General features: G+C 42.4%; 19 protein-coding genes. 1 reads left to right on the plus strand and 18 read right to left on the minus strand.

Translation table 11 applies throughout. The annotated features are described in order from the left end of the window. Positions 1-11 precede the first annotated feature (11 nt). Positions 12-881: an electron transfer flavoprotein subunit beta/FixA family protein gene (locus tag HPS53_RS01080; protein ID WP_104369666.1), complete on the minus strand. Its 870-nt coding sequence runs from the start codon at positions 879-881 to the stop codon at positions 12-14. Between the two features lie 1,000 nt (positions 882-1,881). Here HPS53_RS01080 and HPS53_RS01085 point away from each other — a divergent pair. Continuing rightward, on the plus strand, positions 1,882-2,898 hold the full coding sequence (locus HPS53_RS01085) for a hypothetical protein (RefSeq protein WP_172203939.1): 1,017 nt from the start codon (positions 1,882-1,884) through the stop codon (positions 2,896-2,898). A 63-nt stretch (positions 2,899-2,961) separates the two neighbouring features. Here the strand turns inward: HPS53_RS01085 and HPS53_RS01090 are convergent, their stop codons facing one another. The 17 genes from HPS53_RS01090 to HPS53_RS01165 all read right to left on the minus strand — a co-directional run bounded on the left by HPS53_RS01090 (position 2,962) and on the right by HPS53_RS01165 (position 18,023). Next, positions 2,962-3,366: a C-GCAxxG-C-C family protein gene (locus HPS53_RS01090; protein WP_172203941.1), complete on the minus strand. Its 405-nt coding sequence runs from the start codon at positions 3,364-3,366 to the stop codon at positions 2,962-2,964. Between the two features lie 69 nt (positions 3,367-3,435). Beyond that, complete coding sequence (locus HPS53_RS01095) at positions 3,436-4,194, minus strand: ZIP family metal transporter (RefSeq protein WP_172203943.1); 759 nt, start codon at positions 4,192-4,194, stop codon at positions 3,436-3,438. A gap of 118 nt (positions 4,195-4,312) precedes the next feature. Beyond that, positions 4,313-4,777, minus strand: coding sequence for a peroxiredoxin (locus HPS53_RS01100; RefSeq protein ID WP_172203945.1), 465 nt, complete (start codon positions 4,775-4,777; stop codon positions 4,313-4,315). A gap of 358 nt (positions 4,778-5,135) precedes the next feature. Continuing rightward, positions 5,136-7,418: a DEAD/DEAH box helicase gene (locus tag HPS53_RS01105; RefSeq protein ID WP_172203947.1), complete on the minus strand. Its 2,283-nt coding sequence runs from the start codon at positions 7,416-7,418 to the stop codon at positions 5,136-5,138. 131 nt (positions 7,419-7,549) lie between these two features. Then, a complete protein-coding gene (locus tag HPS53_RS01110) occupies positions 7,550-8,704 on the minus strand; it encodes a nucleotidyltransferase family protein (RefSeq protein WP_172203949.1) in 1,155 nt (384 codons plus the stop codon). Between the two features lie 330 nt (positions 8,705-9,034). Beyond that, positions 9,035-9,793, minus strand: a complete 759-nt coding sequence (locus HPS53_RS01115) for a WecB/TagA/CpsF family glycosyltransferase (RefSeq protein ID WP_172203951.1) — start codon at positions 9,791-9,793, stop codon at positions 9,035-9,037. A 511-nt stretch (positions 9,794-10,304) separates the two neighbouring features. Then, positions 10,305-10,766, minus strand: a complete 462-nt coding sequence (locus HPS53_RS12550) for an acyltransferase (RefSeq protein ID WP_371741727.1) — start codon at positions 10,764-10,766, stop codon at positions 10,305-10,307. Positions 10,767-10,814: 48 nt separating this feature from the next. Next, positions 10,815-12,005, minus strand: coding sequence for a glycosyltransferase (locus tag HPS53_RS01125; RefSeq protein WP_172203953.1), 1,191 nt, complete (start codon positions 12,003-12,005; stop codon positions 10,815-10,817). 4 nt (positions 12,006-12,009) lie between these two features. Continuing rightward, on the minus strand, positions 12,010-12,546 hold the full coding sequence (locus HPS53_RS01130) for a DapH/DapD/GlmU-related protein (protein ID WP_172203955.1): 537 nt from the start codon (positions 12,544-12,546) through the stop codon (positions 12,010-12,012). Positions 12,547-12,555: 9 nt separating this feature from the next. Further along, a complete protein-coding gene (locus HPS53_RS01135; RefSeq protein ID WP_172203957.1) occupies positions 12,556-12,897 on the minus strand; it encodes a hypothetical protein in 342 nt (113 codons plus the stop codon). 188 nt (positions 12,898-13,085) lie between these two features. Continuing rightward, positions 13,086-13,586 (minus strand): glycosyltransferase family A protein, encoded by a 501-nt coding sequence (locus tag HPS53_RS01140; RefSeq protein ID WP_172203959.1) that lies wholly within the window; start codon positions 13,584-13,586, stop codon positions 13,086-13,088. An 18-nt stretch (positions 13,587-13,604) separates the two neighbouring features. Beyond that, on the minus strand, positions 13,605-14,309 hold the full coding sequence (locus HPS53_RS01145) for an alpha-1,2-fucosyltransferase (RefSeq protein WP_253942791.1): 705 nt from the start codon (positions 14,307-14,309) through the stop codon (positions 13,605-13,607). Between the two features lie 137 nt (positions 14,310-14,446). Further along, entirely contained in the window at positions 14,447-15,067 is a 621-nt protein-coding gene (locus HPS53_RS01150) for a DapH/DapD/GlmU-related protein (RefSeq protein WP_172203963.1), read from the minus strand. After that, positions 15,064-15,540 (minus strand): hypothetical protein, encoded by a 477-nt coding sequence (locus HPS53_RS12735; RefSeq protein WP_371741728.1) that lies wholly within the window; start codon positions 15,538-15,540, stop codon positions 15,064-15,066. The genes HPS53_RS01150 and HPS53_RS12735 overlap by 4 nt, the downstream gene beginning before the upstream one ends. A 35-nt stretch (positions 15,541-15,575) precedes the next feature. Beyond that, on the minus strand, positions 15,576-16,022 hold the full coding sequence (locus tag HPS53_RS01155) for an acyltransferase family protein (RefSeq protein WP_172203965.1): 447 nt from the start codon (positions 16,020-16,022) through the stop codon (positions 15,576-15,578). After that, positions 16,019-16,888: a glycosyltransferase gene (locus HPS53_RS01160; protein WP_172203967.1), complete on the minus strand. Its 870-nt coding sequence runs from the start codon at positions 16,886-16,888 to the stop codon at positions 16,019-16,021. Before HPS53_RS01160 ends, HPS53_RS01155 begins: the two co-directional genes overlap by 4 nt. Continuing rightward, positions 16,845-18,023, minus strand: a complete 1,179-nt coding sequence (locus tag HPS53_RS01165; RefSeq protein WP_172203969.1) for a hypothetical protein — start codon at positions 18,021-18,023, stop codon at positions 16,845-16,847. Before HPS53_RS01165 ends, HPS53_RS01160 begins: the two co-directional genes overlap by 44 nt. Positions 18,024-18,027: the final 4 nt, after the last annotated feature.

Genomic DNA, 18,027 nt, shown 5'->3' on the forward strand with positions numbered 1-18,027 from the left:
ATTATTCGTAATTATCCGATAATCTTCTCGTCGAGCAGTTCTTTTATCATGCACTCGATGTCTGCGTCGCCTCCCGTGAGGGTCTTGCACTCCTTGGCCTGGAACACGATGTTCTTCACGGCCTTCACCTTAGTGGGCGAACCGCTCAGTCCGCACTGCTGCGGGTCGCCGTCCACATCGGCCACCGACCACTGGTTGAGCGTCAGATACGGACGCTCGGCATACAGTTCCTTGTAAGGCATGTCGTCGGTACGTTCCATCGGAGCCGTGGCGCGCTTGAATTTCATCACAAGCTTGGCGTTGCACGGGCGGCATGGAGCCGCGCTTCCGTTCACCGTCACCACTACGGGCATCGGTGTCTCCACTGTCTCCACTCCTCCGTCTATCTGCCGGCGGATAGTCAGCTTGCCGTCTTCGCATTTCAATATCTCCTCGGCGTATGTCACCTGGTTGAGACCGAGCTTTTGGGCCACCTGGGGACCCACCTGGGCCGTGTCTCCGTCGATGGCCTGACGGCCTCCGATAACCACGTCCACATCACCGATTTTCTTTATCGCCGTAGCCAGCGCATACGATGTGGCCAGCGTATCCGCTCCGGCAAACAGGCGGTCGGTAAGCAGCCATCCGGTGTCGGCGCCTCGATAAAGACCCTGCCGTATGATTTCGGCCGCGCGGGGCGGGCCCATCGTCAGTATGCCGACCGTAGAGCCGGGATTTTGCTCTTTGAGGCGCAGCGCCTGTTCGAGAGCGTTCAGATCTTCGGGGTTAAAGATTGCGGGCAGCGCAGCGCGATTGACCGTGCCTTCGGCTGTCATCGCATCCTTGCCCACATTTCGTGTGTCAGGAACTTGCTTTGCAAGTACTACGATTTTCAAACTCATAAAAATTATATTGTATTGTTAGTCAGTCAGAATGTGCCCCGTCACCACAGGGCGGCGGGGCACACCATAGTAATATATGCAAAAGTAATCTTTTTCTCGCTCATGACAAAGAAAAAAGCATTAAAATTGCGCATTTCCTGATTTAATGTGCATACAAAAGAACACAAACGCCGGTACTAAAAAGAGTTTATATGCCGTAAATATCGACTGATATATAGTAAAGTGTATCGCGGTAACGCTTGCGACATGGCGGTTTAAAACATAACTTTGTGAAAGACAAAACCATACCAGAGCATAAACACCATGATAATATTTTACAAAACGACATACAATCCCCATACAACAAGCCACTCACGGCACAAGAAAAAAAGACATCCAGAAACATTACTTTTTGATATTCAAAAATTCAACATGCCGCAACCATCATCAAATTCACATCGAAAAAACAAGACTTCACCATATGGCATGTATAGTATTTCCCGGCATTACACATACCCAATAGCGGTGACGACATACGCACTGCAAATCATCCGTACATGATGTTTGCATAAACAGCCGGCGCATCCTGATACCACGAACTCGCAAAAAGGCTTCCGAAACCAAAATCGGAAGCCTTTTTGCGTCTACATTAGGCTACCCGTTACAATGCGACGGGGTACTAAACGCATTGCATTTAGCCGCTAAACGCATTCCGTTTAGCGGCTAAATGGAACCCAACGGGTATCCCGTTGTGACAAGGCGAACGAACAAACGCATAAAAGACAACCAACCGGCCCGAAACGTATCATAATTCAAAGTTCTCACCACCGCAAGACCGGAAACAATCACACGACCGACCATCCTGCCGCGCACAAACATGTCCGATGTTTTATTTACAAAATCAAATACATCCGCAAACTGTCATATACCCTTGGACAGACAGACTACGAACCCGGATAAAATGGAAATAGAAATAAATTTACTATCTTTGCATGCCCAAACAAGATTTCGGCAGTTACAGATGAAAAGAATAGCATCCATCATTGCAAGTTGCGTCATGAACATGGCCGTCGCGACAACAGCGACCGGACAAGACATCACAGACAGCAAAAGGTTATCGGGAGAAATATATACCGAGGTGAACCACGGCCACAGATACTACGGAAACGAACGCACGATATGGGACTTTCCGCACATCGTGGGTGCGGCCACGGCTGAGTTTGGCCGCGGGTGGAGCATTGAGGTTGAGCTGGAATACGAGCGCATCCATGAAGACGGAGAATGGTGCAACGACCTGAAAGACAATTTCTCGTCCAACAAACTGTATGTCAATAAGAGATGGAGCGACGCGCTGAACATCAAGTTCGGAATAGTGGACATTCCAATAGGAATAACGAACGCCGGCGGTCCGGCGCTGACCATATACGATCCGGAAAGCGAATCAAGGATAATGCCCATGACATGGCATGAGGCAGGAGCGGCTCTACACGGACAGTATAAGAACGTGTCATGGTCGGTGGCCCTGCTGGCATACTCCGACTTCACGTTGAGCAACACCACAATGTTAGGTTCGGCCGTCACGGCTGACTTACGGCCGGCCGACGGTTTGCGCATAGGCATCGGAGGATTTGCGGGAAAACCGCACCACGGCATGATACACGCCTTTGCCGACTGTTTCGACCAGCAGAGCGGCGCGACATTCTATTGCGCCCTGTCTGCCGACTACGAAAAGAACGGCATCACGGCCGACGGATCGCTGATATACCGCAGTGCTGACGGCGGACGCTCGTTTGGAGCGGAAATAGGTTACGACATCGGCAGCCGGCTGACAGCGGAACGGATATCGGCAATACCGTTTGTGCGCCACGACAGGACTGCCCACACCGCCGAACCGGATATGGCAAAATGGACATTCGGAATAAACATATCGCCGATAAGCAACCTGACTATAAAGGCCGAATACGGCCTGAGGCACTTATCGGGATGCGAAACGGAAAAACGTATTGACGCAGGCATAGGTTATTCCATACCTTTCTGACACCGGCCGACATCATGGTGGCATACAGCCATAAAGGCATCGGATCCGTCTATCACACCGGCATCAGGCCTGCGGCCGTTCACTCGCTTCGAGAGCCTCCTCCAAAAACTCAGCGGCATCAGCCACGCAGTCATTGCATTCACGGAGCACGCACTTGTTTTCCGTTCCTTTCAACATCTTGCAGACGGTAGAGCCGTTACGGTGCTGAAACCTGTTCATGATCCGCTTCATGGCTTTCATCGACTTCGCACGATCGCCATATCTCAACCCCAGAACCACACCCGCACCCACAATAGCGCCGCAAGTGCCTTCCATATTGCCCATACCCACGCCGAAAGCGTTTGTGACATCCCGCATGACAACCTCATCCATGCCGGCCTCCCCACAATAAGTGCAGGCCACAGCCTGCGCACAATTGTACTTTCCGGAAGCCTTTCGCTCCACGGCCTGTCCTATCTTTGTTTTCATCTGTCTTTTATTAAAAAATTCCCGGGAGCATACCGCCCGGAAAAAACTGTCACCATAACGTTAAAGAGATTATAAATCGAAAATCTTTTCAAGCACAATCATAGTCATGAAACCGAGAAGCAAAGCGTATGTGGCCTGCTTCTGGCAACCGTTGGCGTGTACCTCCGGTATCATCTCGTCGGAAGTGACATACAGCATGGCACCACCCGCAAAACCGAGCATGACCGGCAGAAAAACCTCAGACACGCTACCGAGAGCAAACCCGAGCCACACACCCGCCACTTCGAGCAGACCGATGGCAACGGATATGGCGAAAGTGCGCCACCGGGTAACGCCGGCCACGAGCAACGGGGCTATGATGACCATGCCCTCGGGCACGTTCTGTAAGGCAATTCCGAACGACACGGTCCACGACGTGCCGTCTGACATGTCGCTGAGACTCACTCCCGCCGCTATTCCCTCGGGCAGCTTGTGTATGGCGATGGCCATTACGAATAGCAATATGTTTTTAAGCCGCTTGTTGCTGGTATGCTCCTCGGGCGAAAGCCCCGTGATATGGTGCATGTGAGGGGTGACGAGGTCGAGCACGTTGAGAAACAACGCCCCGCCCATGACACCGGCAACCACCACCCAGCAACTGCCCGCACCGCACATATCGAACGCCGGCACTATCAGCCCGAGCGTGGAGGCGGCAAGCATCACGCCTGCGCAATAGCCCAGCACGGTGTCGTTCCATCTGCGGGGCAGCTCCTTGAACAAGAAGCCCAATACGGCTCCGAAAATCGACGCACCGCACAGTCCGGCGGCACTTATCCATACTTGTGTCATCCCGTTATCCTTATTTTAATGTTGTCTACAAGCCGCCTGTATCCCCGATACTAGCTTTACGATACCACACAGCACGCACTTTTAAATACCATTACGTCACGGCCACCCGGCATGAGCCTTACTTACCGTTGATATAGTCGAGTATCTGCTCGGCATGTATCTTGGTCTTTATCTCTTTTGGAGCGAATATCTTTTCGATAACACCATCCTCGTTAACCAGATATGTGGTGCGGAGCGTACCTATGGTACGGCGCCCGCAGGCCACCTTCTCGCCCCAGCAGCCGAGAGCCTGCTGCAACGTGGTCTCTGTATCGGCAATCAACGGGAAGTCGAGGCCATGTGCGTCGGCAAACTTTTTCTGCGCCGCCTGCTTGTCTTTGCTCACTCCGACAACAGCGTAGCCGGCCGCCTCAAGTTCCGACTTGTGGTCCTGCAACGAACAGGCCTCAGCCGTGCATCCTGAAGTATTGGCGCGCGGATAGCTGTAAAGCACCAGTTTGCGACCGCGATAGTCGCCGCTCTTTATCTCATTACCGTTCTGGTCTGTGCCGAGAACATCGGGAATTCTGTCTCCTACTGTCATAATCGTAATTTATTTTATATTCGGTTTATAGTTATTTTCCGTTTTTTACCTACGGCAGACAAAGTTACTTATTTATGTATATTCATCGGATATTTTTTTACGATTATTAGCCGCATTTACGAAAAAATAGCGAAGGATGCCGCGGTTTAAGTGGATATTGATATGAAAATAACAAACACACAAACCGCCCGAAAGCCTTTAAACTATATACAAGACACAAATGCCTATACAAAAAAACGGGACATGCAGTTGATTCAACATACATGTCCCGTTTTTTTATCTAAAAAAGAAGTTCCTGCATACCGGCTATTCTGACTGCGAGCCGCACAGGAGACCGTGCGACGCTGTCGGCAATACGTCACGGCAACTTCATGTATTCCTTGTTTCCGGTAACCTTTGTGACCGTAACCACACCGTGCTCGCCAATCTCCACATTAGGATACAGAGGCTCCACCAACACCGTACCGTCAACGGCAAACACTCCCCACTGGCTGTAATTTTTCTCAACGGCACAATATTTGCCGACCGGAGGCATCACGTTTCTGTATATCGGCGGTATGGTGACGCGGTCTCCTTTTTTCAGTCCCCATTTCCGCCCGGCCTTGAACGGCATGGCGTTCCTGAAATCATCAAGCATCAACTGCCTCTTCCGCTCCGCCTCCGCCTGAGACACCAAGTATTGCCTCGAAGCGTCCCGGTCCAGCAGGTCTATCTCATTTTCGACATCGGACGCATCGGAATCCGTAGAGCGACTGCCTATATACCTTTTCCCACATCCCTCCGCGACATGGTAAAACCGCTTGTCGCCATCATATACTATGAGGCTTCTGTCAGCAAGTCGTTTATAAATATGATAGAAACTATCGTAATCATCACGGAGAATGCAGACATATCCGGATGTACTGTCACGCATGTCCGTTGCTTCTCCGAAGAAAGGAGCATGGGCATGATAATCGAAAATCACGATATAAGACTTACAATTGAAGATGCAATCCGCGGTCATATTACTGTTGTTTGTATATACCACCCTTGTCCGGCTGTAATAAACGTTGCCGGACTTCAACAATTCGATATCTCCAAAGCGCTTAATCTCAGGCTTACAGTCATACGTCCGCAAACTGTGCAGATCCAGATAAGAAGCATGTCCGGTAGAGGATGTAACGGTAAGAAAATGATTTCTGCCGAATTTCATCGCTTTACAATGTCTCCTCTTCCAGATTGTCCCGCCGCTGTCGTCTATCAATCCGCAACTGTTATCCGCAAACCTGACAGCCGCCATATCATTACGAATATCGAACACCGTGATATACTGTGCCCCGGTAATATGTCGGCGCCCCCGCCTAAGCCCCCAAAGACCGGTGCCCACATCCTGCCATGCCTTTAATTCGGTTTTAACCGAAGCGTGCATAGGTTGAGGTTGCGATATTTTCTGCTCCGAAAGAGCGGAAAGGAGATTATCGTGAGACACAACCACCTCCATATCGCTGTCACGCACAGTGATTTCCGATGAAGAAGCGACAGAACGCGCCTCGCCCTGAATACGGCCTGCACGGTACCCCCTGCCGGTCTCATATCCGCGGAACATCGACTCCCAATCCCACGACACGGTAGGAAGACCGAACACACGGTAAAGGCCGACATTGTCTATAAGAATGCAAGCGCTCTTGCCTTCCGACTTCCGCAGTCCACGCCCCGCCTGCTGCAAATATTTGGACAAAGACAGCGTGGGACGAGCCATCTGAACGAACTCGACATCAGGACAGTCGAATCCCTCGCTGAACACATCGACATTCACAAGGACCTGTATCTCACCAGCCTTGAAAGCCTCAACCAACCGCTTACGCACGGCCATCGGTGTCTTACTGTCAATAGCCACGGCATTCATCCCTTGCATGCCGTAATACTCGGCTATCGCCCTTGCATGGCCGATGCTTATGGCATAGACTATGCCTTTCTTATTGGCGGCGAATTTCCGTATGCTTGCATAAAGCCGTTCTATACTCGGACGCCTGTTGAGAACATCGTTCATCTCCTTTATCTGGTAATCACCGTCGGCACCGCGTTTCTCCAGACTGTCAATCAACAGCTGTTCGCTACTGTCCTGACGTATGGATATGTAATCGAAAGAAGACAGGAAGCCTTTCCCTATAAACCCGGCGATGCCCCACGACGTGATTAAGGTATCGAACAGGTCGGTAAACCCGTCGCGGCCCATGCGGCATGGAGTGGCCGTAAGACCGAGGAACTTAGCTCCGGGGCATCTGTCCCAAAGCACACGATAGGTTTTCGCCCGCGCATGATGCGCCTCGTCAATGACCACCAGCGACGGCCGTGAAATCTCATCATCCCAATGCCGTGATAGCCACTGGATTGCCAACACCCTCACACGGCCGTCGGTCTTATCTATCCCATAGCGCGCAATGGTCTCCTCGGCTTGCGCCACCAACTCGCGGCGATGGGCTATAATCCATACCGTACCATTACCGGCTGTGATAAAATCACGCACAACGGCAGCCAGCACATGCGTCTTGCCCGTGCCTGTCGGCATCTGAATCATCACGCTGCGATGAGCACGCCACGCCTCAAAAAGACGCGACTTAATATCTTTCTGATAGTCGTGCAGACGAACAGGAACCGCCATACCAATCGTATTTGGGAAATTATATATGACTTAAGACAAAGGCTACATGCCGCCCATTTGTCATCAAAAGCCGACGACCGGATATATCTACAAAATTCTTTTATATACCGCCGGCGAAAGCGCCGATACCGTCAATGGAAACACCGCCAGCCCAAATGCCACACACGGAAAAACGGCTCACACAAAGCTTCTTCAGGATAGTATTTCAACAACCGCATTACCCGTTTCAACTTCCACATTCCGTGCGAGACAGTTCCGCCATATCTCATTTTCTCATCACGACGGTCGTATTGTCCGAAATTGCCGGCAAGCATTATTTCGTCAAGCAAATGCTTGCCCCTCTTCTCATCGGGAGCACATAAGAGCCGGTCGTCGGGCATGGCAAACACTTGTTGCAATACATACATCACCGCAGCGGCGAATTTGGCCATGCCGAGGCTGCTTACAACACGCATTATTTCATCTGCCGGGAGAATGTGGCAGTCTGTGTTCTCATCACCGTCACCATGAAGCATAATACATTTCTCCTTGCGCGCATTATCCCATGACAGCAAGACGAAGTAATAGTCCATGAGTTGCCGCAGGCCTACTCCCTCTTCAAAAACATGGGAGAAGATATGTGACATTTGATACACAACATTCACAGAAGAAGTAGGAACGGCAAATCCCAACGATGTATTATTACCCATACACTCATCCGATCTCTTACGGAACCAACGCCGCATACGCATGTCACGGATAAAAGACCTGAGATAACCCGGCCGATAATGTATCTCCAAATCAATATCCATATCCGGAAAAGCCATGTCTATATGATGCCAGACCGCCCTTTGGTATTGATTCGAACACTTACGGACATAGGATATTACCGGTTTTACGCTATTACGACCGCAATGTGGCATTACCCATAAATCAATATCACCGGCCTGCCTCCTGCATGCCAAACACTTAGGATAATTCAACAGATTACCCTGACCTTTCAGCACACAGCAATCAAAACCGTCCCTGACAAATCTCGCAGATACTTTCCCGCAAGCGGCATTCATGTATCCGTTCTTTCGCTCGATCTGTATCACAAGCGACATCCACCGTATCTTTAACGCATAAGGACACTCAACCCCGAGGCCATGCAGTCTCTCAACGGCACAAAAGCCTATACCGATTAAAGCATGCTTTCTACACAGATCAAACAGATTTTGCCAATCTTCCTCTATGAGGGAGTACGTGAAGATGTCGGTTTGACCCACCGCCAATTGTAAAAAATCAAAGAAACGACTGTCCGGCATACTTCACCGATCGGATGTTTTTGGCATCAGACGTACTATATATCATGATTTTTACCACACCACATTGTATATCCATACGTAATGATACCGACAAAATAAATTGATATCCGACAATATCAATGATACGGAACTATCTTTATTACCTTTACCAGAAATGGCGCTGTCACTTCAATATCACAAAGTAAAACAGTTGTTTTTCGTGTCTTTCATTAAAAAAAATGTACCTTTGCCATCATGAACCGTCTCAAAGGATATTTACTTCTTTCAATCAATGCCATTGTATGGATACTCACATTACTTGTCAGTATCCCCCTGCTAATCTTAAATCTTTTATACAGTTTCCTCAAACGGATTTTTATAAAGTCCGAGTAACTGCTTACCGAAATACCAAAAGAACCTTACATCGTCAACAAAATAACGCCGGAACATCCTTTTCGGTTCCATAAGAAAACGATAAAACCACTCCATAGCCAATTTCTGAAATATCATGGGAGCACGTTTAACATTACCTGCCTCAAAATCAATTGTAGCGCCAAGAGCCATCCAAATGTCGACATTCGGCATATTGTCCTTATGGCCGAATATCCACTTCTCCTGCTTGGGACATCCTACACCTACCAACACGACGTTGGCTCCGCTATCATTTATCATCTTATGGATAGCTTCATTCTCTTCCTGTTTCTTCTCGAAACCGTATGTAGGAGAATATGCTCCTACGACAATCTCCCTGCCTGCCTTACGATTTATATTCTCCATCGCCTTCACGGCAACACCGTCCATTGCCCCGAGCAGAAATATCCGGCAATTCTCATCATCCTTATGATACATGTAGAAATCAGGAAAGAAACCGCTGCCAGGAATTGCCTCTCTCAACGGACGCTTCAACATCTTGGAGAAGAGATAGAGTATTTTGCTGTCACAAACCACCCAATCGGCTTTTTTGATTATATCGTAAAAGGCTCTGTCGTTCTGTAATTTTATCAATTGATCTACATTCGGTGTTATAAGTACACCGCGCTCTAACGACATAAGCAGTTCGGAAGAGGTTATGTTCTGTATCTCAGCATTAAGAATCTTAATTCGTTCCATTTTTTATTTTTTCTTATTCCATAGTCGGGCATACCCCATCGCCACAAAATATGACATCGTAAGGCAGATGATGATTAAAATTATGGTAGGGATCATGCTCTTTAATAAAAACATGACTATCTGAAAAACAAGGATATGCACCAAATACCATTCGTATGAGAGCCTGTTTGTATAACACAAAAAACTGTTGAGCCAATTTATACCTATTTTATATATTATCAGCGCAAATGAGCAATAGCCGAACAATGACGGAATGTCATTGTATAATTTCCACGGAAATCCCATCCACCCCATGACACCGGTTACAGCCATTCCCACAATACATGCAAGCAACAAATACTTGTATTTAGGAATACTTAAATCCGCACCGCGATTGACATACACTTCCGCCAACTTCATGCCGAGACAAAACTCCCACAAATATTGTAAGAAGAAACTATTCCAAACCCGCTCGTCAACATAACCCATAACCCCAACAAGAGAAGACCATAACAAGCTGATAACAAGAGCCTTATAATACCCCCCGAATTCGTACCAGCCTGATTATCAACGGCCATGCCATATAAAACTGAATGATTGTGGATACAAACCACATTTGGCAACCCATAGAATTCTCAAGCTCAGGCACAAACATCTTAAATAGTAACAGATTACCAAGCAATGGCATCATAACATCCTTGCCTTGGAATGTCATCCAAAATGCGGTGAGAATACAAATAATAGCCATTGGCCAATAAATACGTCCGAACCTACGCTTCAAGAATTCTTTATATCCCGACGGTTTATGAAGATATGACAAATACAGCCCAAACCCGGAACAAAGAATGAATACATGTACGCCTGCACCACCAAAAGATGTTGCTTTCATCATGAAGTCGGATAATTCAAATCCCTGTAACAGGTGCATTATCACGATAGTTGTAATAGAAAATCCACGAAGGAAATTCACTATGTCAAGCTGTTTTGAGGGCATAAAATATTATATATAATTTGACCATACACAAATATAATAGGAAGCAAATTACTCCATATTAAGTTTCATAAACTCATTATACCATTGCTGATAGATATTTTCGAGCGTAAACTTCCGGCTTTTAACCATTGCCATCCTTGCCATTCGTTTCCATTCTGCATAATCAGACATATATACAGCCAACTTATCTGCCATAGCCTTACTGTCATAACCATGCTTATTCATCGGCAGGATGACTCCATCCTTGCCATCCTCTACAATATCATAAATAGCAGGATACGTACCATATACAAATGGTACCACACCATATGACATACCCTCTACTATAACCAGTCCAAAGCCCTCAAAATCAGAAGTAAGCAATAGCATTGATGCACGCTTGTAATATTCCAAAGGATTTTGAAATCCTTCAAACGCCACACGCCGCAATCCCATTTCTTTTACCTTATCTTCCAGAGATTTCCTATCATCACCATCTCCTACTATTGTCAACCGCCAATCAGGATAATGCTCTTCAAGATGGCTCCATGTATCTATTACACGATATACTTTTTTTTGTATGTTATCCAATCTACCTACATAAATAATTTCTTTTTCCTTGTTCAAATCAGAAAGTTGCAGTGCATTTTCTTCATGTTGATTTTCAATGGTAATAGGATTGGTTTGTGATATTAGTTTTGTAGGATTCTTGATTCCTGTAAATTTCTTGAATAGCTCAATAAAACTAGGGGAAAGCACCTCATAAACATCACTATGTGCATAAACATACCGCATAGAACGGCTAGTTACCCACTTAAATACAGCATATTTCAGTCTCAACACTCTTTTCATCAAAGGATTATTACAACGCTCTTCAGCTTGTTCCACAGCTTTCAACCTGGCATTGGTATTCACTTGATTATGATGCACCGAGATTACTTTCACACTCAACCCCACCTTGGCTTTACAGAGAGTCTTAATAGGTATATATGGCAACCCCCATTGATTGATAACAATGTCTATATTGTGGTCTATCAGGATCTTACGAAGTGCCACAACATTCTTGGTCGAATATTCATACTTTCCCAAAGCATATATCTTGACATTCTCATCTACACGTGTCAAAGCCATAACATTCGGATCATGAAATGAAACCAACACCACATGGTGCCCATGTCGAATAAAACAACTTGCAAGAGTAGAAGTCACTATCTCAACGCCACCGACCTCATATCTTTTCAATAAAAAAAGTATATTCATACCTTTATAATGCAAACCAATATTTATATGCTAACTTATAATTTATATCACAACTACGCCGCCTTATCAATCTTGCTGGATTGCCACCCACTATTGTCCGAGACTCAACATCCTTTGTCACAACGCTACCAGACAACACTACTGCTCCCTCACCAATGGTCACTCCCGGCATAATAAGCACATTCGAAAAAATAAAAGCATTGTCTTTTATTATTACAGGTGCACCTTTGGTTCTAAAATAAGGATCGTTAACGTCGTGACCTAAGGTGTATATCTTTGTATTATGAGCTATTCCCACATTACTACCAATAATAATGCCACGTCTGTTATCAAGATAACATCCAAAATTAATTACTGAGTTTTTTCCAATTATAAATTTACCCAAATGAAAAAATTTACAACCTCGGTGTATTACCCCCGAAAATTTCAAACCAAACATACGTAAATATCCGTTACGCAAAGGGTTAGGAACCAGTTGATATGTAAAATTCAACCACTGTACTAACAAAAATTTACATTGCAACAGAATTATTTTTCTCATTCTTAATTACTATTTTTCAATCCTTCTCATATAATACTTTATGAAAAACATGATTTTAAATACCGTAGATATTAACAATGGACTTTTGCTCATAACCAAAACATTACATATTTTTACCAGCCCTTTATCCCCCGACCAATGATGTTCATTAAACAGGCTCATCAATGTTTTATCACCAAATATTTCATATCTTATATAATTTATAATCTCACTAAAAGTAAGTGGAGAACCTATTTTAAATAAATTAATAATGAGAATGTATATATTAAGTGTTACTTTTTCCACTTTCATTTGATGAATTTCTTTTTCAGACAGACCGAAAGATTTATACAGAGAGTTTCTTAATTCCATTGATATATACATATTCTTTTTGAGGTTTACATGATATTTACTCAATGCAGAATTCTCGTCGTACATCATATAACGATACCCACAATCTGGTACTACACTCACAAAATTGACTTTCTGATAAAGCCTCAGATTAAAATGTTCATCTTCCAAATATGTAACTCCCAAAGGAAAAACCAAATGGTTATCTTTCAGAAATGACAGTCTGTATATTTTATTCCATGGCACTTGTAGGGGGGGGGGGCAACAGCTAACGCTTCCGACAATGACATTGGTCCGCAGTGCTGCTTAATTGTATAATCCACCATACTCCCTTTCCTTACAAAAATTTGCTTGAATCCGCCAATACCAATATTTATACTTGTATTCTCTACTGATAATATAAGCGATTCCAAATAGTAGTTTTCCAACCTATCATCTGGATCCACAAATACAATCCATTCTCCTTTTGCCAACTCGATTCCATGATTTCTTGCAGACGAAACTCCTTCATTCCGTTGACGAACAGAAACAACCCTCGAATCCATGCGAGCAAAATCTGCCGTAATGTTATCGATTGTTTCACTTCCACCATCATTTATAAATATAAATTCTGCATCGGTAAATGTTTGCATAGACAAATCTTCGAATATGTTTTTCAAATGCTTCTCTACATTAAAACATGGAATTATAACACTTATCTTTGGATTCATACAATTTTCTTTTCTTATTTATATTCCTATCCAATTGTCTGGAAATATTTTAGGACTACCAACTTTGCTATTCCACCATCTCTGTGGATATATCACAGTTTCTTTCTTTCGACCAAGGAAAGCCCCCCAATAACTGAAAGAGCTATTAGCTATGATACCATTCTCGCATTGTGACATCAAATACATATCCAATGGCGAATCTTTTCCGGTATTCCAATCCACATATGTGACATTGTCACCCAATGGTAAATTCTCACGCATCCATATCAAATCGTCAGAGAAACAAAAGTATTTCAAGTCTGGATGCTTATCTTGCATATAGGTAATAGCATTCTTGTAATAGTCGAGTGTACAACATCCCTCAAAAATAGCCTTGTACTTATCAGTGAGATAATCGGCACGCCTTACATGAACAAAACAAGTATTATTGCCTCGAATAGCCTGCAACACTTCCATATTCTTATCAGACAATTCTTCTTCGTTCACTTTCCATCTAAGCCAATCTTTTCCATCAGGAAAATAACATTTGCTAAACTTGAATGGGAAAAAAACTTTGGCATCCCGGTGTCGCCACTCATGCTGGTTTAGGTCGAGCCACTTGGAGGTTGGAACCATCTGCTTGTAGATATAAAACAAGCCCACCATTGGCAATGTCCACCATTTCTCGGGTGGCAAATCCACATCAAACCATCGGTCTATCTCCAACCCATAATGTTCTGTCAATTTCCTGCCATAATGACCATATAACCTCTCATTAGGGAAACAAGTTCTCAGATGGCAGCAAAAAGCATACTCAAATATCTGATTACCTAATCCACCAGTAAAGACTAATATTCGCATTTTGATTTATCTTGATGAATTTATTTTAAATACTTAATAACTTTTGCCGGGTTACCTGCGGCTATACAATCTGGCGGTATTGAATGTACCACAACAGAGCCTGCACCGATAACACTATGTGACCCTATTGTCACACCTTTCAAAATGATACAGTTTACCCCGATAAGAACATCATCTTCTATAACTATTGGCTTATTTTTTTTTGCAATAACATCTTTTGCAAGGACTCTTCTATCAAGATATTCCAATGAATGGGCATCACTATCCATCAATATGGAATTAGCACCGACATTCACATTGTTCCCAATAGTTATAGATTCATGAACCCAAATGACCGCACTACTTATACCAACGTCACAGCCTATCTTCAGAAGTCCATTTTCATTCACACAAATCACCCCCCCAGAATTACGAGACAAGGGATTTAAAGCCCTTCCGCACAAAAAACATAGATTGTCTCCAATTTCAATAAAAGCATTCTTACCAATCTTTAAATAAAGGTGACCATGAACGATACATCGACTACCATAATTAACACCAAGCAGTATAAACTTCATTTTATTTATTAGTGCATAATACTGATTAGTCAACCTTTTCCATAAATAATGGATATTCCGTGTTATATTATATATTTTTCTCATTTTTTATACTCTCCCAAAAATAGCATTTTAATGATTCTATTTTTTTGCATCAATCGAATCGTAAATATGGAGATGAACAACACAAAAAATGCGGACATAACCATCAATAACCAATCAAACATTGAGTTACCAGTCATTATTGATAAGCCAAGCACATTTTTACCTAAAAAAATAACAAATATACTATGTATGATGTAAATACCCAGTGTCATAGTACCAACCTTACTGAAAAGCGAATATTTCTTACTTATTTTTTTGAATAAGTCCAACAAAAAAAGACATGCCATAATACCACATAACAATCGTAAGATTACCATATACAACATTCCATTACTTATCAAATAACGAAAACTCTCTTCATAGAAATTATGTGTTATAGTAAAAAAAAGCAAGACTATATAAAGACTAAAAAAAATGATGTATAACTTACCAATTTTTCCAATAACTTCTTTTTGGTTAATTAATACGCCCACTAAAAAATACCAACAAAACTCACTGGTTCTATTGCCTAAAAAAAGGCATAATAAAATAAAGACGATTTCCCCCCCCAGAATGCCAGTGTCGAGTTAGAGAACAACAATTGACCTAAACACAACGACACTGCATAACAAACCAATAAACGCCACAATATATTTAAAAACCAAAAGGTATTTAGTACATCAGATACAAATCCAACTATATATAAAAGTACTCCCCATACCAATGCTGGAAGAAAAAGTCGCATGGTAATTTTTATACAGTATTCAAAGGTGCAAGCAACATTTTTCCACTTCCTTTTTTTGAGTGTGTATCCAGACAACATAAAGAAAAGAGGCATATTAAACGAGACTATTATTCCTTGAACAATTTTAGAACCCAATGCACTATCTTCATTCAAGAAGCCAATAATATGTCCCAAAATTACGCATATAATACCAAAACATTTTGCATCATCTAACCATGATATTCTATTCATAAGAACCTCCTTATCTTCCTTTTAATTAAATTATATAAATAACAGTTCCAAAACCAAGAAGAAAAATTAGAATGAAGCAACCTGTTCAAAAATACTACATCTTCTTGAGGTCTCTGTTTTTTAGCAAACTTAACCAATCCAAAAACAATCAATTTCTTATACAAAGAATCTAATGCCAATGTATCTACCTTACTAATAAAATCTTTAATAAGCGGATGTACAAAACTGCTGGCACCATCAATATTTTTTATATATCGCATAGAAATGAAAGGTAAATACATCACTTTTCTATACGACAAAATACGCAAAGAGAATTCATAGTCTTCATTATATGATAAATCTTCATCATAGCCACCTTGCAATTCAAGTAAATGTGCATGAAAAATCGTATTGCCCGGTCGGATATAAATATCTCTATACCATATTGCCTTTATTGGATTTTGTATCAAGTAAGGCTTTTTCTTCTTTGAGTATGACGTTATTCGCATTTGGTCATCCACAACATAAAAATTAGAAACAAAAATTTTTATGTTCGTATATTTTTTTATCGCATTATAAAAATTCTCTAAGGCCATCGATTCCATTTCATCATCTGCATCAAAAAACATTGTCCACTTTCCTTGTGCCTTTTGAAGGCCAAAATTTCGAGCAGAAGATACGCCTCCATTAGTTTTTGAAAATAACTTAACACGATTGTCTGCGATGGATTTCACTACTTCATAACTCTTATCTTTAGAACCATCATCAACCACTACCACTTCAAAATCACGATAACTTTGAGTCAATATTGATTGAAGTGTCCGTTTGACGGTTTTCTCTTTATTATAAAGAGGGATGATTATTGAGAATAATATTCTTCCGTTCATTTTTGTATTCTTTTGCTGCAAGTTCTACTATATATAAAGCAATGCCATGTACTAAGAAATTTCCATTTCTCATAAATTCATAATTAGTAACAGATGAAAGCAACAAAAATATATACCATAACGATATATACATGTATTCATTGGCAACCTTTAAACGAATGGCTTTTATTGAAAACATTAAAAAACCGACTACTGTCAAGATTCCCAAAGCCCAAGATTGTCCCAATAACCCCCAATCAACAACCTGATAATTTCTATCTGCCCATGCACCATAAGCAGATTTATAATAAGGCAATCCACCACCGAAAAACCATTCGATAGGGTCATGAAAAAAATCATTAAGATAAAATTTCAATTGTAATACACGTACATAACTTTTATTATTCAATGACGCACCAATCTCATTTCTGTAAATCATTCCTTCTATCTTTGCTTGAACCTCGGGCAACTGATATATATAATAAACAGCAAATCCAATGATAGCCATAAAAGCTATTTGCTTTGGTTTAAATCTGATTCTCATTTTATATATATTAAATACAAAAACTATAGCTGTTGAAGCCAAAAGTTGCCTAAAACCAGAAAGAAACATCACATACAAACCCAATAATATCATTATTGCATAAAGTGTTTTTTTTGTTTTATTAAACTTTACGAGTCCAAAGAAAATGCCAAGATTATACAATCCCGAGCTCATAATGCGCAATCTGTTTCCTTCTATTTCTTTATCATTAAGCATCCAATCTTGAATGTTTAGAAAATTAATACCATAATCAATCAAGTGAAACTGAACAATATAGCAAACATCAAAAGCAAAAATTAATACTGTCAATGCCTTTTCTACAGTAATTAAATTAAAATGCTTGTACTTTAAGAAGAAATAAAATAAAATGCCATAATAATAAAACAGTCCTTGAAATGACTCCAGTAGTGTTTGCCCTCTATAATACCAGCAAGATATAGAAGAGCATACAAGTCCAATAAATATTAGATTAAACGATTTCTTATATATAAAAGTTTTTTTATGTCCAACTGCCCAACAAATAAATAATATTATTACTGTAACATTGTTCGGTATCGGAACCGCTCCAAAAAAAGTATTGATTATTAAAAATAAAAATACAATGTAAAGCATTTTA

Origin of the sequence: Prevotella sp. PTAC, assembly GCF_013166535.1 — a bacterium.
Classification (GTDB): Bacteria; Bacteroidota; Bacteroidia; order Bacteroidales; family Bacteroidaceae; genus Prevotella.

What these genes read in the sequence shown, in the direction of transcription:
- HPS53_RS01135 (WP_172203957.1), bottom strand. Translation starts at nt 12,897, where the DNA reads ATGGAATTAAGAAACTCTCTGTATAAATCTTTCGGTCTGTCTGAAAAA.
- HPS53_RS01080 (WP_104369666.1), bottom strand. Translation starts at nt 881, where the DNA reads ATGAGTTTGAAAATCGTAGTACTTGCAAAGCAAGTTCCTGACACACGA.
- HPS53_RS01105 (WP_172203947.1), bottom strand. Translation starts at nt 7,418, where the DNA reads ATGGCGGTTCCTGTTCGTCTGCACGACTATCAGAAAGATATTAAGTCG.
- HPS53_RS12550 (WP_371741727.1), bottom strand. Translation starts at nt 10,766, where the DNA reads ATGCCCTCAAAACAGCTTGACATAGTGAATTTCCTTCGTGGATTTTCT.
- HPS53_RS01095 (WP_172203943.1), bottom strand. Translation starts at nt 4,194, where the DNA reads ATGACACAAGTATGGATAAGTGCCGCCGGACTGTGCGGTGCGTCGATT.
- HPS53_RS01125 (WP_172203953.1), bottom strand. Translation starts at nt 12,005, where the DNA reads ATGAATATACTTTTTTTATTGAAAAGATATGAGGTCGGTGGCGTTGAG.
- HPS53_RS01100 (WP_172203945.1), bottom strand. Translation starts at nt 4,777, where the DNA reads ATGACAGTAGGAGACAGAATTCCCGATGTTCTCGGCACAGACCAGAAC.
- HPS53_RS01140 (WP_172203959.1), bottom strand. Translation starts at nt 13,586, where the DNA reads ATGAATCCAAAGATAAGTGTTATAATTCCATGTTTTAATGTAGAGAAG.
- HPS53_RS01165 (WP_172203969.1), bottom strand. Translation starts at nt 18,023, where the DNA reads ATGCTTTACATTGTATTTTTATTTTTAATAATCAATACTTTTTTTGGA.
- HPS53_RS01155 (WP_172203965.1), bottom strand. Translation starts at nt 16,022, where the DNA reads ATGAATAGAATATCATGGTTAGATGATGCAAAATGTTTTGGTATTATA.
- HPS53_RS01150 (WP_172203963.1), bottom strand. Translation starts at nt 15,067, where the DNA reads ATGAGAAAAATATATAATATAACACGGAATATCCATTATTTATGGAAA.
- HPS53_RS01115 (WP_172203951.1), bottom strand. Translation starts at nt 9,793, where the DNA reads ATGGAACGAATTAAGATTCTTAATGCTGAGATACAGAACATAACCTCT.
- HPS53_RS01110 (WP_172203949.1), bottom strand. Translation starts at nt 8,704, where the DNA reads ATGCCGGACAGTCGTTTCTTTGATTTTTTACAATTGGCGGTGGGTCAA.
- HPS53_RS01160 (WP_172203967.1), bottom strand. Translation starts at nt 16,888, where the DNA reads ATGAACGGAAGAATATTATTCTCAATAATCATCCCTCTTTATAATAAA.
- HPS53_RS01090 (WP_172203941.1), bottom strand. Translation starts at nt 3,366, where the DNA reads ATGAAAACAAAGATAGGACAGGCCGTGGAGCGAAAGGCTTCCGGAAAG.
- HPS53_RS01130 (WP_172203955.1), bottom strand. Translation starts at nt 12,546, where the DNA reads ATGAGAAAAATAATTCTGTTGCAATGTAAATTTTTGTTAGTACAGTGG.
- HPS53_RS01085 (WP_172203939.1), top strand. Translation starts at nt 1,882, where the DNA reads ATGAAAAGAATAGCATCCATCATTGCAAGTTGCGTCATGAACATGGCC.